Source organism: Limnoglobus roseus (assembly GCF_008254045.1).
GTDB lineage: Bacteria > Planctomycetota > Planctomycetia > Gemmatales > Gemmataceae > Limnoglobus > Limnoglobus roseus.
In genome coordinates this window covers 1894315-1908737 of sequence record NZ_CP042425.1, presented here as the reverse complement: position 1 = coordinate 1908737, position 14423 = coordinate 1894315, and the positions used below count along the sequence as shown (strand labels likewise).

The window sequence follows — 14423 nt, the reverse complement described above, 5'->3', positions numbered from 1 at the left end:
TCGTCTCCCGCGAAAGCCCAGGGACGGCCGTCCCTGGGCTTTCGCATCTTCACGCGCGCTCTCCCCCAAGTCAACGACGCACCTATAACTCCCTCACCACCTTCCTTCCCGGGAACCACGCCGATGAAAGTCCACGAATACCAAGCGAAAGAACTGCTCGCGGCCCAAGGCGCGCCGGTGCCCAAGCACATCGTCTGCAAGACGCCGGACGAGGTGGCGGCCGCGTTCGATCAGCTCAGCAACGGCGGCGGGGCGATGGTGAAGGCCCAGATTCACGCCGGCGGCCGCGGGGCGGGCGAACTGCTCGGGCACTCGGAAAAGATGGGCGGGGTGAAGTTCGCGTCGAACCGCGACAAGGCGAAGGCCATCGCCGAACTGATGCTCAAGTTCCCGCTGAAGACGCTGCAAACCGGCTCCGAAGGGCAGAAGATCAGCACCCTCATCGTGCAGGCCGACGCCGAGCCGGCGAAGGAGTATTACGTCGGCATGGTCCTCGATCGCGCCATCGGCCTGCCGATCCTGATGGCCTCGACCGCCGGCGGGATGGACATCGAAAAGGTCGCCCACGACACGCCGGAGAAGATTCTCAAAGTGCCAGTGTCGCCGGAAACCGGCCTGCTGCCGTTCCAGGCGCAGAAGCTCGCCTTCGACCTCGGTTTCACCAACGAACAAATCGGCCCCGTCGTTAAGATCATGATGGCGCTGAGCAAGGTTTACTTCGAGAAGGACGCGAGCATCGTCGAGGTGAACCCGCTGGCGGTCACGAAGAAGGGTGACGTGGTCGTGTTGGACGCGAAGATCGACTTCGACGACAACGCGACGTTCCGCCACAAGGACGTGCAAGCCCTCCGCGACCTCGGCGAAGAGAACCCGACGGAGATCCGTGCGGCGAAGGCGGCCCTCAACTACATCCAACTCGACGGCACGATCGGCTGCCTCGTTAACGGTGCTGGCCTCGCAATGGCGACGATGGACATCGTCAACCACCACGGCGGCAGCCCGGCCAACTTCCTCGACGTGGGCGGCGGCGTCACCGCCGAGAACGCCGTAGAAGCCTTCCGCATCATCCTGAGCGACGCGAAGGTGAAGGCGATCTTCGTCAACGTCTTCGGCGGCATCGCCAGTTGTGCCCGCATCGCGGAAGCGCTCGTGAAGGCCGGCCGCGAAGTCGGGTTCAAGATCCCTGTCGTCGTGCGGCTCGAAGGCAACGAGGTGGAGAAGGCCCGCGAAATCCTGAACGCCGTGAAGACGGAACTCCCCGCCATCCGCGTCGCCGCCGGCCTGACGGAAGCCGCGAAGATGGTCGTGGAACTGGCGAAGTAGTTCCCCAAGCCAAACAGAATCTGCACGGTCGCCGAACTGTTTGCCCTCCCCGGCCCGGCGACGACTCAAGCCTGATCTTCGGAAAGGAATCGACGATGACATCGCGTCTCGTACTCTGGGTGGGCGTCCTGCTGGCCGTCGGCTGCACGAAGCCGTCCCCGAACCCGCCGCTGCCGGAAAAGGACAAGCCGCGGAAGACGGACGACGCCCCGTCGTTCGCCCCGGCGGCCGTCACCATCCCCGGCACCGCCGGCGTCGATGCGGCGACCTTCGCGAACACCTTCCTGAAAAGCGTTCACGAGGGTACGGCGACCGCCGCCCAACTGACGCCGCAGTTCAAGAAGGTGATCGCCGAACCGGTCTTCGAGGCCGACCACGCCCTCGGCTATTCCGACGCGGCCGCGGACAACTGGTTGAAGCAGTACCAGGGGAAGCTAACCGCCCCGTCGGTGTACGACTTCGGTTCGGACGCGAACGCGCACCTGTTCACGGGCTTCCTCCCCGGTGAGAAGCCACGGTTCCTCACGCTGCGGTTGGCGAAGGCCGAGAACTCGTGGCGGGTCGATTGGTTCTTCCCCGCCGAGGTCGGCTCGGCCGCGATCCCCAAGAGCGGCGACGCCCCGACGTTTGCGGCCACCGCGTTCTTGGAATCGCTCCTCGGCCACAACAGTCCACTGGCCGCCGGCGTGATGGCCCCCGACGCGAAAAAGCGGCTCGCCCCGGCCTTCAGCAGCGAGAAGCGGCCGTTCAACGCCGGCATCCTCGACACGAAGCTGACCGTCTACCGCGGCAACTTCACGGGATTCACCCTCGCGAAAGTCGAGAACGGCACGGCGACGGGTGAACTGACCGGCCCTGGTACGAAGAAGCCGTTCACTCTGAAACTGGTGCCCGGCGAGCGGTCGTTCGACTCGCTGGTGGACGACGTGAAAGTGGATTGAGAACCAAAGCCCACGGACGGCCGTCCGTGGGCTTCCCGAATTCAACTGTTCCCTTACTTGAGACCCACTCATGAGCATTCTCGTCGACAAGAACACCCGCGTCATCACGCAGGGCATCACCGGGGCCGAAGGCACGAAGCACACCAACCTCTGCCTGGAGTACGGCAGCACGTTCGTCGGCGGCGTCACGCCGAAGAAGGGCGGCCAGACGTGGAAGGCCACGAGTGGCAAGGAACTGCCCGTCTTCAACACTGTCGCGGAAGCCGTCGCCAAGACCGGGGCCGACGCGAGCATGTTGTTCGTGCCGCCGGGGTTGGCCGCCGACGCGATCATGGAAGCCGCCGACGCCGGCATCAAGCTCATCGTCGCCATCACGGAAGGCATCCCCGTCCTCGACATGGCGAAGGCCAAACGGTATCTGGCGTCGAAGCCCGGCTGCCGGCTCGTCGGGCCGAACTGCCCCGGCGTCATCACCCCCGGCCAGTGCAAGATCGGCATCATGCCCGGCTACATTCACAAGCCGACCGAACCCGGCAAGACCGGCATCGGCATCATCAGCCGGTCCGGTACGCTCACCTACGAGGCGGTGTTCCAGCTCACGAGCATGGGCTATTCGCAATCGACCTGCGTCGGCATCGGCGGCGACCCGATCATCGGCACGAACCAAATCGACCTGTTGGAGATGTTCGAGAACGACCCCGGCACGGAAGCGATTCTGATGATCGGCGAGATCGGCGGCACGGCCGAGGAGCGGGCGGCCGAGTACGTGGCCAAGCACGTCAAGAAGCCGGTGGCCGCGTTCATCGCCGGTCAAACCGCACCGCCCGGTCGCCGGATGGGCCACGCCGGTGCCATCATCAGCGGCGGCAGCGGGTCGGCCCCCGAGAAGATCGCCGCCTTGACGAAGGCCGGCATCGCCATCGCCGCGACCCCGGCCGACCTCGGCGACGCCGTCAAGAAGGCGATCGCCGCGAAGAAGAAATAACCGCCCGCGATTGCGGCCTTCCCACGGCAACGGGTATCATCCCGTTGCCGTGCGTGTTCCTGGGAGTTCGATCATGTCCCCCGCTGTTGCTACTCCGCCGCAAACCCCGCCGCCGAAGGCAACCGTACCCGTATCGACAACACCTGCGTCCATCACCCCACCGCCGCTGTGCCTCTCCACCGGACCGCAACTGCACGCGCTCACGGTGAAGCAATACCACCAGATGATCGACGCCGGTGTGTTTAGCGAAGACGAGCGTGTCGAACTTCTCAACGGCCTTCTGGTGCGGAAGATGACAATCAAGCCTCCACACGCAACTGCCCTGGGATTGTTGCTCGACGCACTAAGACTATCGTTGCCTGCCGGGTGGCGAGTGCGGGTGCAAGACCCGATCGAACTCGACGTGAGCGAGCCGGAGCCGGACGCCGCCGTCGTGCGCGGTGATGCGAGAACGTTCGCCGCTCGCCACCCACGGCCGGCCGAGATCGGGTTGGTGGTCGAAGTGGCCGACCGTTCGCTCGCTTACGACCGTGGAGAAAAGCTTCGGGCGTATGCCGCGAACAACGTGAGCCTTTACTGGATCGTCAACCTCGTGGACAACCGCGTCGAAGTGTACTCGCAGCCGTCCGGGCCGACGGCGGTGCCGAGCTTCGGCAGCGTGCAGACCTACGCCCCCGGCCAGTCGGTCCCACTGACGCTCGACGGCACCGCGGTCGCCACCATCGCAGTCGCGGATGTGCTGCCTTAACCGCGGCTCGGCGCGAAGTTCGGCGACAGCACGGACGGACCGATCACGCCGCCGATGCTCGTGGCGAACCGCAGGATCGCTTGCAGGCCGGGTTCGTCGATCCGCTTCAACGCCTCGGCCACCGGCACCCATTCCCGCGTCCGTTCGCGGTACTCCGGCCAAGTCGGGTGCTCCACCGTCACGTCCAAAACGAATACCGAAACCAAGTGCGTGCGGCCGAGTTTCTCGTAGTGGTAAGTGCCCACGCTCTCCGGGCGGAGGTCGCCGATCAGGCCGGCTTCTTCCCACGCTTCCGTCGCCGCCGCTTGAATCGGCGTGTGGCCGCGGTCGATGCGGCCCTTCGGAATCACCCACCGGGTCTTGCGGCGAGACGTGACCATGCAGACGCGGCCGTCGCGAAACGGGAGGGCGGCGGCCTGAAGTAACGGCTGGGGCATCACGGTCCGGGGTTCGGGGTACGAGACTTCATCTTCTATAAACGTAGAACACGGGGAAAGTTGCAAGACCAAATTCGAAAATTCACCGAACGCACACGGGGCGGGTCGGGTCACGGAGGTTTCATGGCTTCGGAATTGACGGTGCGGCAGGTGATGCAACCCGAGCCGATCGTGGTCGCCCCGGACTGCCCGGTGCGGGACGTGCTGCGGGTCATGAACCGCAACCGCATCGGGGCCGTGCTCGTCGTGCGGAACGAGACCAAGCTCGTCGGCATCTTCACCGAGCGCGACCTGCTCAAGCGCGTCATCACGGCCATCCCCGGCTGGCGGGACTACCCCGTCTCCGACTGGATGACCGCCGACCCGTACACCATCAACGGCGACGTCGGCTGGGACGAGGCCGTCGGCATGATGACGAAATTCCGCGTCCGCCACCTGCCGGTTCTCCAGGGCGGCAAACTCGTCGGCCTCATCTCGTCGCGGGCGCTCATGAACCGCCGCACGGAAGTCCTCGACCAACGGGTTGACGAGCGAACCCGCGAACTCAAACTCGTCAACGACGAACTGCTGGCGAAGGACGCGGAAACGGCGTTCAATCTGCGGGCCGCCGGGCAGATGCAGAAGTTGTTCCTGTTGCCGCACGCGCCGCCTCACTGGCCGGAGTTGGACTGGGGCATCAACTACGCCCCGCTCGACCACCTCGGCGGCGACTACTACGACTTCGCTACGCCGGACGCCGACCACCTCGGCATTCTCATCGCCGACGCCAGCGGGCACAGCATCCCGGCCGCGATGGTGGCCGTCATGGCCCGCACCGCCTTTGCGGAAGTCGCACACCAGACGATCAAGCCGGGCGAAGTCCTCGGCGCGATGAACCACCGACTGCAAGACCTGGCCGGCGAGCGGTTCGTCACGGCGTTCTACGGCATCCTCAACCGCCGCACGCGGGCCTTTCGGTACGCCTCGGCCGGCCACCCGCCGCCGCTGCTCGTCCGCGGCGACTCCCGTGAGGTCCGCCCGTTGGCCGCTCAGGGCTTCCTGTTGGGCGTGATGCCGGACGAGATTTACAACGAGAAGCAGATCGAGGTCCGGCCCGGCGACCGCCTCTGCTTCTACACCGACGGCGTCACGGAAGCCCGCGACCCGATCGGCGAAATGTTCGGCACCGAGCGGCTCATCGGCTGCCTGACGAACCACGGCCACGAGAAATCGGCGAGCGTCCTCGACCACATCATGGCGTGCCAGCAGCACTTCTGTGACGGCTACCCGTACACAGATGACGTGACGCTCCTGACAGTCGGGGTAGGGGTGTGACGATTTCCCCTTCACGGGTTGCACACATTTCCTGTACCGTTAACGGGGTGAGTTTTTCCCTACGACCGCCGGGCCGCCCATGATCGAATACTTCTCGCGCTTCGGCTACGTCGGCATCGCGGCCGCCATCATCCTCACCGGGTTCGGCCTGCCGATGCCGGAGGAACTGCCGGTGCTGTTCTCCGGCGTGCTGATCGGCCACGCCGACACGCCCGGCCCCGACGGGGTGCTGGACGCGAACCGGCTGCGGTGGTGGATCATGGTGCCGGTCGTCATCGTGGCGATCGTCACTGGCGACGGCCTGCTCTACGCCGTCGGCCGCCGGTGGGGGCACAAGCTGTTCGAGAACGGCTGGGTGAAGCGGCGGATCATCACCCCGGAGACGCGGACGGCCATCGAGAAGAACTTCCAGGAGCGGGGCGTCATGGTCCTGCTCACCGCCCGGCTGACGCCCGGCATCCGCACGCCGATCTTTCTGATGGCCGGGCACTACCGCGTGTCGTTCGCCAAGTTCCTCCTCGCCGACGGCCTGTACGCCATCCCCGGCGTCATGGCCATGTTCTGGGTGGCGTACTGGTTCACCGACCAAGTGCTGCTGGTCTTCCACAAGATCGAACACTACAAGCAACTGGCGACGTTCGGCATCCTGTCGGCCGCGGTCGGGATCGTGCTGTACAAACTGTTCTTCGACCGCAAGACGGCGACCGGCAGCCCGAAGGAAGTGCCGATCTTGGCGAAGCCGGTCGAGAAGGTCACGGAGGCGGTCGAACACGTCGTCGAAAAGGCGGCGACGAAGGCCTACGACGTGGTCGTCCACCACATCCACCACGACGCGAAGCCTCCAGAAGACGGGGGGCCGCCGGAGGACGTGAAGCTGCCAGAGCCGTCGGCCAATGGTTCGTCGCACCACGCAAAGGATGCGATCACGACCGAGTCGCCGAAGCTCCCCCCAACCCAAGTGTTCCCCGGATGACCTGGGAGGAACTCTTCCAGCGGCCGAAGGACTTTGTCGCCGACGAATGGTTCGCCCGCATCGCGGCCACCCTGCTGAACGCTTCCCGCCTGATCGTCGCCGGTGAACCGCACCGGCTGACCGAAGTCGAACTCTATTACCACGGCCCGGCCCACGAAGACCCGTTCGCCCACCGCGACCCGGTGCAGCAGCAGGTCGGCGTCTGGTACTTCCACCGCACCGGCGGCACGTACCGCGGCGGCAGTTTCAAGGGCCTCGATCTCGCGTTCGGCAGCCCCGGCGTCTTCAGCGGCTTGCTGTTCCGCGGGCTGGAAGATTCTGCCGGCCGATTCGTGGACGGGCCATCGCTGTTGGTCGATCACATCTTGAAGAAGACCGGGGCCAAGAGCGTGCGCGAGTTGGACGCCGGGATCGCCGACCGCGTGGCCTGGGACGCGAGCAGCCCCGTTCACTTGATGCGGCTACCGGAGCCGGAGTCGCGGCCGATCTATCGCGCCGCCCGCGTCGGCCTGACGCTGAAACGGGCCACGCTCGGCGACCCGCGGCCGCAGTTCTTGCGGAAGGACTACCGTTTCCTGACGGAACCCCGCCACACCAAGAAGGGCAAAGCCCACATCGTCCGCGGCCTCCACCAACAGGGCGTGCCGATCGAGCGCATCCGCGAACTGACCGGCAGCCCCCTCGCGAGCATCCGGCGGTACCTTACCCTCGCAGCAGGAACACCGCCGACACTGCGTTGAACAGGCCGTGCGTCACCACGGCGGCCGTCACCGACTTCGTCCGCAGCACGATCCACCCGAGGCCGACGCCGAGCATCAGCAGGGGGATCGGCGTCGGCCACACGCTGGCGTGAATCGCCGCGAAGAACGTGGCCGTCGCTAGAATCGCGGCCGCCGGGCGAAGCGACCGTCTCGCGACTCGTTCCAGGGCGAACAGTGCCAGAGCTGCGGCACCGACGAACGCCAAGGGGCCGACGAGGGAATGGCCACCCCCGCGCGAGTATGCCATCAGGGCCGCGAACGCCATGAGAATCCACGGCCGGTAAAGTCGGCGGGCGGCCCACGGGATCAGCACACGGCGGAAGGCCATCTCTTCGAAGAACGGCGCGACCACACACGCCCCGGCTAGAAAGAGGGCCACGTCGAATGCCGTCTGCAACTTCACGGACTTCAGCGGGTGTTCGTCCGGCGTAACGTCGAGTTGTTGGCTGATCGCGTTCACCACGAAGTGAACCACCAGCGTCAGCGGCATCAGCACGCACCACCCGCCGACGCCGGCCGATACGTCGGCGATGAACCGGCGGACCCGCTCGCGGTCGAGTTCTTTCCAGCCGAAACGCTTCCACCAGGCGAACCCGGCCATCACCCCCGGCATCACGATGAGGCCCGCGATCGTGTTCCGACGGTTCTGGTAATCGAAGCGGACCGCCTCCGCGGCATCGGCTCCCGGACGGACATCGTTGAAGATCGGGCGAAAGTAACCGGCCGAATCCAGCACGCCCGCGAGTGCCGTCGACAGCATCGTGCAGACGCAGAAGAGCACCAGGGCGTCGAACCCGTCCCACCGTGAGAAGCCCTTGCGGTACCGCGGCACGACCGGCTCCCGACACCGGCGGGCCAGCCACCAACACGCCGCCCCCGCCGGTACTGCGGCGGCAGCCACGCACGCGGCGGCGGTCGCCATCGCAACGGCTTCGGCCCGGAGATCGGTCACAAAAATCCTCGGCACGGGCGGGACGTTCGGAGTACCGAGAGTTATACCACCCGCGACGCCACTTCTACCACTCCCGGAGTGCTCCCGTGAACCGCCGCACCTTCCTCGCCACCGCCGCCGCGACCCTCGCGGCTTCCCCCGGCCGTGCCGCTGACCCGAAGGGGAAAAAGGTTCTGCTCCGCTCGTCGTGGCAGACCGTCAACATCGGTGACATCGCCCACACGCCGGGGATGCTGTCGCTGTTCGAGAAGCACCGCCCGCAGGACGAAGTCACCCTCTGGCCGAACGCCCTCAGCCCGGAAGTCGAGACGCTGCTGACGACGCGGTTCCCGAAACTGCGACTCGCGAAGACGAAGGCCGAGCAGGACGCGGCGCTGACGGCGTGCGACTTCTTCCTCCACGGCTCCGGGCCGGGGTTGGTCGGGGCGAAAGAAGCGTTGCGGGCGAAGGAGGCGGGCAAGCCCTACGGCTTCGCCGGTGTCACGCTGAGCGACGCGGAACTGAAGTCGCACCGCGACCTGCTCGCCGGGGCGAAGTTCGTCTTCACCCGCGACGGCGACTCGCTGAAGGCCCTGAAGGCGACCGGCATCGCGGGGCCGAAGATGGAGTTCGGCCCGGACGCGACCTTCGCCCTCGACCTGCGCGACGACGCGGCCGCGGGCAAGTTGCTGAAGGAACACGGCCTGGAACCGGGACAATACCTCTGTGCGGTGCCGCGGCTGCGGTGGACGCCGTACTGGGAGATTCGCGACACGGTGAAGCCGAACCCGAAGCGGAGCGCCGTCAACGAGGCGTTCGCCGAGCGCGACCACGCGAAGTTGCGCGAGGGCATCATCGCGTGGGTGACGCAGTTCAAGCGGAAGGTGTTCCTGGTGCCGGAGATGACTTACGCCGTCGAGCGGTTGGGACCGCTGCTGTACGACCCGCTGCCGGCGGCCGTGAAGCCGAACGTGGCCGTCCTCGACCGCTACTGGTTGACCGCCGAGGCCGCGAGCATCTACGCACAGGCGGCGGCCGTCGCGAGCTTCGAGAACCACTCGCCGATCATGGCCCTCGCCGCCGGCGTTCCCGCAATGTTGCTGCGACAGCCGACCGACACGCGGAAGGGCCAGATGTGGCGGGACGTGGGCCTCGATCGCTGGCTGTTCGAGATCGACGACGCGAGCGGGAAGGAGATTGCCGAGCGAATCGTCGAGATCGGCCGCGACCTGCCGGCGGCCCGCACGATAGCCGAGAAGGCCCACACGTTCGCGAACGAACGAATGGCCGCGATGGTGGCAGAGGTGGGGTAAGCGTTGCGCGATCGGTCAGAATCAACCCACACGAAGGAGCCGAATTCCTCCCTCTCCCCCGGCTTTGAGGGGGAGAGGGCCGGGGTGAGGGGAAGACGTTCCTCCCGGTGAGACGGGTTTCCGTAGAATGAAGGTGTGCCCCTCACCCTAACCCTCTCCCCCTCAAAGCCGGGGGAGAGGGAATAAGGTTCGGATCGCGGTCCCGATTATACGTCGCTAATCGAGGCTGTGTTGTCGAGCGATTTTCCGGACCGGAACGTCCGTCGCCACCACGGTTCCGCTTCTGTCGATGTAGGCCGCGAGGTCGATCGAGTTGTAGATGTAGACCTTTACGTAGGCCCGCGGTGGCAGGAAAAAGAACACATCGCACTTTTCGGCAGGAACGACGTTATCGGGACGCCCCAGAGATGAGCACAACTGCCAATCGGAACGCCCCTCCCACGTCGCGTCGTTCTTGAACCGACCCGTGACAACATCGGGCGAAAGTGCCGAGAAGAGCGCAGACTTGTCGAACTGCTGACAGAGCCACCGGGTCGAAAAGACTACCAAGACGATAACACCAACGTAGAGTGTGCCCCTCCGGAGTTGGGAACACCGAGGCATACCCTTACCCCGCGTCGGTGATGTGGCGGGTGAGTTTCGTCAGTTGGCGGGTGAAGACGCTGCTCGTCTCGACCCACTTCGCGGCGGCGTGCCCGGTGGCGAAGCCGTTGCCGAGGAGCAGCAGGTAGCTCTCGATCACGGTCGGCAGTTCGCGGACCAGTGCCGCCGCGGACGAGCGCACGACGGGTTCCACCCGCGGCGTCGAAACGGTGAACCCCAACACCGTGCGGGGCGGGGGCGGCTTTGGCAGCGCCTCGGCTTGGCGGAGGAACGGGGCGGCGGCGGTTCGCGTGGCGGGCAGGTTGGCCCGGATGAGCGTGGCCCGCTCCGCGTGGCAGGCGGCATCGGCGTCGATGGCCTGCACCATCCGCACGGCCAGCCCCAACACGCCGTGCGGGTCGGCCTGGAACTTCCTTCGGGTGAACTCGCGGAACCGCTGTTCCTGCTCCGACAGGCGCGTGAGCAGTTCGGTTTCCCACTCCAGGTCGCGGGCGGCGAACACGCCTTGCACCAGATCGGTGTTCACAAGCCCCTGCGCGTCCAGGGTGTCGTGGGCCGAGGGCGGGGGCGCGACGAATTCCGGCCGCGACGTATCGGGCGAGCGCATGCGGGTCCAGCTGCGAGGGGGACGTTACGGGGGTGGCCTTTCGGCCGGGGATAGCCGCCGGAGGGGGCGGCGTCAATTCATTTCGAGGCCGGGCGGCCGTTGGTAATGACCGACTTGGCGGCCCGGATGCGGTCCAACAAATTCTGCTTCGCGATGGCGGCCGGGTCCAGGGGGGCGGACGGCGGCGGCGGCGTTTCCGTGATCGAATCCGACCGCGTTTCCCGCCCGGCCCGCTTCACGCTCGCGAGCCGGTCGGCGAACATGGCCTCCATCTCGGCCAGCGTCATCACCCGTTCGATCTTCAAGAACTGGATGTCCGCGTAGGGCAGGAAGAATCCCCGCCCCTCGTCCTGGTTGCCGGCTTCGCGGCCCCGCATGACGAGGTACGTCGGCTCCAACCGCACCAGGATGTCGAGCGACAGCATGGCCCCGCTCCGCATCACGAACTGCACCTTCGAGTGGTCCAGTTCGGGGATGCGTTCCATCATCTCGACGAGTTCGTCTCGCGTCATTTCGATCTACCGATCCTAAAAAATCAATCGTTACAACTGTTGCAATTCCAGCCGCTCCGGCGGCCGGGAGGCCATGCGGTACAGCCACATCTGGGCGGCCGCGACCGCCCCGCCACCGACGGCGCACACGATCCGCCAGTTCGGCAGAACGCGGGCGATGCCGTGCTGGTCGATCCCGGTGTCCGAAATCGCGTTCAGGACCATCGCCGTGATGGCGGTGAAGACGATCACGGCCGCGATGAACACGATCGGCAAGCGGGCCAGCGTCCACCACTCCGGGGCGAACGTCTTGAGTTGGTACCCGTCGCCCAGTCGCCGCCAAATCTTCGCGAAGAACGAGTCGGCCACCCGCCCGTCGGCGAACCGAATGACCGTGCGGCCGTTCGGCGAGTTGGCCATCTGGTGGTCGATCGTAACCGTGTGGTCTTTCAGGTCGAGCTTCACCCGGCGGACCGTGTACAGGTCGATGGCCGTGGCCAATGGGCCGAGGAAGGAGTCGACGGCCCGCACCGTTTCCAGTTGGCTGATGACTTCCGTCTTCGGCGACCCGGTCATGGGCGTCAGGTACAACCGCGGCAGGGTGAGCACCACCAGCGAGTGCGATGTCACGTCCGGAGCTTTCCAGACCCGCCGTTGGGCGAGGCCGGGGATCGTCGTGTCGGACGGCGCGGCCATGATTTCGTCGGGCAGTTTCAGCATGGGTACGTCGGCAGGGTCGGGGGCGAACCACTCAACAGGTAGAACCGTTTCCCCCGCCGGTCAAATCGCTACAGCCGGCACGATTTGCCGGGCCTCAAAATCAGGGTCGAAGGGAGAGACTGCGGAAACTGTAGCGATTGAAGGGGTTTCGTCGGAGCTTAATTCAGGTCATCCGGCAGGGTCAATTCGGGGAATACCTCAACTGGCAGTCCGGCCGATTTCATCTGCTCGGTCAGTTTCTTGACCGCGGCGAAGCGGTAGTTCGCCACTTGTTGCTCGTTGACGCCGACGAACGCGGCCACTTCTTTGTTCGGCCAGCCCTTCACGAAGAGGAGTTCGAGCACCTGAATGCGCTGGAACTCGCCCTTCTGCCGGAACGCGCCGATCATGTCGCGGAGGCACCGGGCGACGGCGTCGTGTTCGAGGTCGAGCCGCTCCTTGCTGCGGGCGAGGCTGGACGCCGGCCGTTGGCGACCGTCGGCGGCCTTGCCCATCATCTCTTCGTCCGCCTCGCTGCCGGTCTGAAACGGCCGCCGGCCGATCCGCCGGAGTTGGTCCGTGACCTTGTGCGACGCGATGGTGAACAGCCACGTCTGGAGGTCGCGCTTGTCGTCGTAGTTGGCGAGGCTGTTGAGGAAGCCGATGAACGTCTCTTGCACCACGTCGTCGGAGGTGCCGTGGTCGCGGAGCCGCTTGCGAACGAACGCGCCGAGTCGGCCCTCGTACCGGGCGACGAGTTCCTCCCAAGCGGCGTCGGCCTTCGCCCCGCCCGCCCGGATGTGCTGAACCAACAAGCGATCAGAGTCGGTGGACATGCGGGCATTGTAGCAGAGAGGCGTAAGATGTTCCCACGAGCCCACGTCGCAAGCAAGGGCAGCGAGTCCCTGCCCTTGCTTGCGACGTGGGCTCGTGAAAGAATTGTGGTATTCGATGCCCTCTCCCAACGCCACTACAACATCGTCCCGCGGCAGCCGCCTGATTGCGTTTGTCTGCGCGATGGCCGGCATGTGTGCCGCTCTCTTCGCTGTGCTCGTGACACTCGGCAGCCCCGACGCTGCCGTTTCGGTAACTGAGACGGTGGCAATGCAGTTCACGGACTTCACCGAACCTGGAACGATCACCGTCCGCTCGTTCGGTTTCGAACTCTACTCCCGCAGAGTGGCAAACCCGTCCATTCTCGAAATCGAATGCGCCTTTTGGGGAATGCTGCCCATCACCTTCATCTTGGTGTCCGCCGTCATCGACTGGTACTTCGGCCGTTGCATCAACCGCCCTTCGGCGAAGCCCGGCTCCCGATAGCGCTCTTGCATCCGTTCCCGTCGTTCGTACCCTGTCCTGTCAGTGCTTTTTCTTACGCCGAGGCTGTCATGCAAACTCGTGGGGAACTTTTCGCGGGCGTCACCGTTGCCATCGTGACGCCGTTCAAGGACGGGGCCGTCGACTGGGACGAACTCGGCAAACTCGTGGACTGGCACGCCGAGCAGGGGACCGACGGCCTCGCGCCGTGCGGCACCACCGGCGAGTCGCCGACGCTCACCCACGACGAGAACGAGCGCGTCGTCGCGTTCGTCTGCGAGCGTGCCCGCGGCCGAGTGAAGATCATGGCCGGTACCGGGTCGAACAGCACCAGCGAAGCCGTCCGCATGACGAAGGCGGCGAAGAAGGCCGGGGCGACCGGCACGCTGCAAGTCGGGCCGTATTACAACAAGCCGACGCAGGAAGGGTACTTCCGCCACTTCGGGGCCGTCGCAGAGGCGTGCGACTTGCCGCAGGTGATTTACAACATCCCCGGCCGCACCGGCTCGAACATCCTGCCGGAGACGATCGCCCGCCTCGCGGAAGCGTTCCCGCACGTCGTAGCCATCAAGGAAGCGACCGGCTCGCTCGACCAGGCGTCGCAAGTGGCGGCGTTGTGCGACCTGACGATTCTCAGCGGCGACGACAGCCTGACGCTGCCCCTCATGAGCATCGGCGGCAAGGGCGTGGTGTCGGTGGTCGGCAACATCGTACCGAAGGACATGATGGCCTTGGTGCGGGCGTTCGCGGCCGGCAAGTTCGACGAGGCGTTGAAGCTGCACCGCAAGCTGTTCCCGCTCTGCCGCGACATGCTGAGCGTGGCGACGAATCCGATCCCCGTGAAGACGGCGATGAAATTGCTCGGCCGCGGGAACGGCGAGATGCGCTTGCCGATGTACCCAATGGACGCGGCCGGCGACGCGAAGGTCCGGCAGACGCTCGTGAACTACGGCCTGTTGAAGTAAGTGTTGATGGATAAA

General features: G+C 65.7%; 17 protein-coding genes. 10 read left to right on the top strand and 7 right to left on the bottom strand.

Features of this window, described 5'->3' with window-relative positions; genetic code table 11:
- Window positions 1–123: 123 nt before the first annotated feature.
- From sucC to PX52LOC_RS07885, 4 genes are all read left to right on the top strand, one after another.
- A complete protein-coding gene (sucC, locus tag PX52LOC_RS07900; RefSeq protein ID WP_149109579.1) occupies window positions 124–1323 on the top strand; it encodes an ADP-forming succinate--CoA ligase subunit beta in 1200 nt (399 codons plus the stop codon).
- Between the two features lie 95 nt (window positions 1324–1418).
- Entirely contained in the window at window positions 1419–2264 is an 846-nt protein-coding gene (locus PX52LOC_RS07895; protein ID WP_149109578.1) for a hypothetical protein, read from the top strand.
- Window positions 2265–2334: 70 nt separating this feature from the next.
- Window positions 2335–3249: a succinate--CoA ligase subunit alpha gene (gene sucD / locus PX52LOC_RS07890; RefSeq protein ID WP_149109577.1), complete on the top strand. Its 915-nt coding sequence runs from the start codon at window positions 2335–2337 to the stop codon at window positions 3247–3249.
- Window positions 3250–3322: 73 nt separating this feature from the next.
- On the top strand, window positions 3323–3997 hold the full coding sequence (locus tag PX52LOC_RS07885; RefSeq protein ID WP_149109576.1) for a Uma2 family endonuclease: 675 nt from the start codon (window positions 3323–3325) through the stop codon (window positions 3995–3997).
- On the opposite strand, the gene PX52LOC_RS07880 is transcribed toward PX52LOC_RS07885, so the two are convergent.
- Window positions 3994–4434, bottom strand: a complete 441-nt coding sequence (locus tag PX52LOC_RS07880; protein ID WP_149109575.1) for an NUDIX hydrolase — start codon at window positions 4432–4434, stop codon at window positions 3994–3996. The genes PX52LOC_RS07885 and PX52LOC_RS07880 overlap by 4 nt on opposite strands.
- 123 nt (window positions 4435–4557) lie before the next feature.
- Between PX52LOC_RS07880 and PX52LOC_RS07875 the strand changes: the two genes are divergently transcribed.
- From PX52LOC_RS07875 to PX52LOC_RS07865, 3 genes are all read left to right on the top strand, one after another.
- Window positions 4558–5748: a PP2C family protein-serine/threonine phosphatase gene (locus PX52LOC_RS07875; RefSeq protein ID WP_246173671.1), complete on the top strand. Its 1191-nt coding sequence runs from the start codon at window positions 4558–4560 to the stop codon at window positions 5746–5748.
- 79 nt (window positions 5749–5827) lie between these two features.
- Window positions 5828–6721, top strand: a complete 894-nt coding sequence (locus tag PX52LOC_RS07870; RefSeq protein WP_149109574.1) for a DedA family protein — start codon at window positions 5828–5830, stop codon at window positions 6719–6721.
- Entirely contained in the window at window positions 6718–7461 is a 744-nt protein-coding gene (locus tag PX52LOC_RS07865; protein WP_149109573.1) for a hypothetical protein, read from the top strand. The genes PX52LOC_RS07870 and PX52LOC_RS07865 overlap by 4 nt, the downstream gene beginning before the upstream one ends.
- Here PX52LOC_RS07865 and PX52LOC_RS07860 read toward each other — a convergent pair.
- Window positions 7424–8434, bottom strand: a complete 1011-nt coding sequence (locus tag PX52LOC_RS07860) for a CPBP family intramembrane glutamic endopeptidase (protein WP_149109572.1) — start codon at window positions 8432–8434, stop codon at window positions 7424–7426. The two genes, PX52LOC_RS07865 and PX52LOC_RS07860, sit on opposite strands and share 38 nt — an antisense overlap.
- A gap of 86 nt (window positions 8435–8520) precedes the next feature.
- Here PX52LOC_RS07860 and PX52LOC_RS07855 point away from each other — a divergent pair, with 86 nt between their 5' ends.
- Complete coding sequence (locus PX52LOC_RS07855) at window positions 8521–9726, top strand: polysaccharide pyruvyl transferase family protein (protein WP_149109571.1); 1206 nt, start codon at window positions 8521–8523, stop codon at window positions 9724–9726.
- A gap of 216 nt (window positions 9727–9942) precedes the next feature.
- Here PX52LOC_RS07855 and PX52LOC_RS07850 read toward each other — a convergent pair whose 3' ends face one another.
- The 5 genes from PX52LOC_RS07850 to PX52LOC_RS07830 all read right to left on the bottom strand — a co-directional run bounded on the left by PX52LOC_RS07850 (window position 9943) and on the right by PX52LOC_RS07830 (window position 12962).
- Window positions 9943–10275, bottom strand: a complete 333-nt coding sequence (locus PX52LOC_RS07850; RefSeq protein ID WP_149109570.1) for a hypothetical protein — start codon at window positions 10273–10275, stop codon at window positions 9943–9945.
- Between the two features lie 58 nt (window positions 10276–10333).
- Entirely contained in the window at window positions 10334–10936 is a 603-nt protein-coding gene (locus tag PX52LOC_RS07845; protein WP_149109569.1) for a hypothetical protein, read from the bottom strand.
- Window positions 10937–11013: 77 nt separating this feature from the next.
- Window positions 11014–11448, bottom strand: coding sequence for a hypothetical protein (locus PX52LOC_RS07840; RefSeq protein ID WP_149109568.1), 435 nt, complete (start codon window positions 11446–11448; stop codon window positions 11014–11016).
- A 30-nt stretch (window positions 11449–11478) separates the two neighbouring features.
- Window positions 11479–12147, bottom strand: coding sequence for a hypothetical protein (locus tag PX52LOC_RS07835; RefSeq protein WP_149109567.1), 669 nt, complete (start codon window positions 12145–12147; stop codon window positions 11479–11481).
- A gap of 158 nt (window positions 12148–12305) precedes the next feature.
- A complete protein-coding gene (locus PX52LOC_RS07830; RefSeq protein ID WP_149109566.1) occupies window positions 12306–12962 on the bottom strand; it encodes an RNA polymerase sigma factor in 657 nt (218 codons plus the stop codon).
- Window positions 12963–13056: 94 nt separating this feature from the next.
- On the opposite strand from PX52LOC_RS07830, the gene PX52LOC_RS07825 reads away from it, so the two are divergent.
- Entirely contained in the window at window positions 13057–13446 is a 390-nt protein-coding gene (locus tag PX52LOC_RS07825; RefSeq protein WP_149109565.1) for a hypothetical protein, read from the top strand.
- Between the two features lie 68 nt (window positions 13447–13514).
- Window positions 13515–14408 carry a 4-hydroxy-tetrahydrodipicolinate synthase gene (gene dapA, locus PX52LOC_RS07820; RefSeq protein ID WP_149109564.1) on the top strand — a complete coding sequence of 298 codons (894 nt, stop codon included), beginning with the start codon at window positions 13515–13517 and terminating at the stop codon, window positions 14406–14408.
- Window positions 14409–14423: the final 15 nt, after the last annotated feature.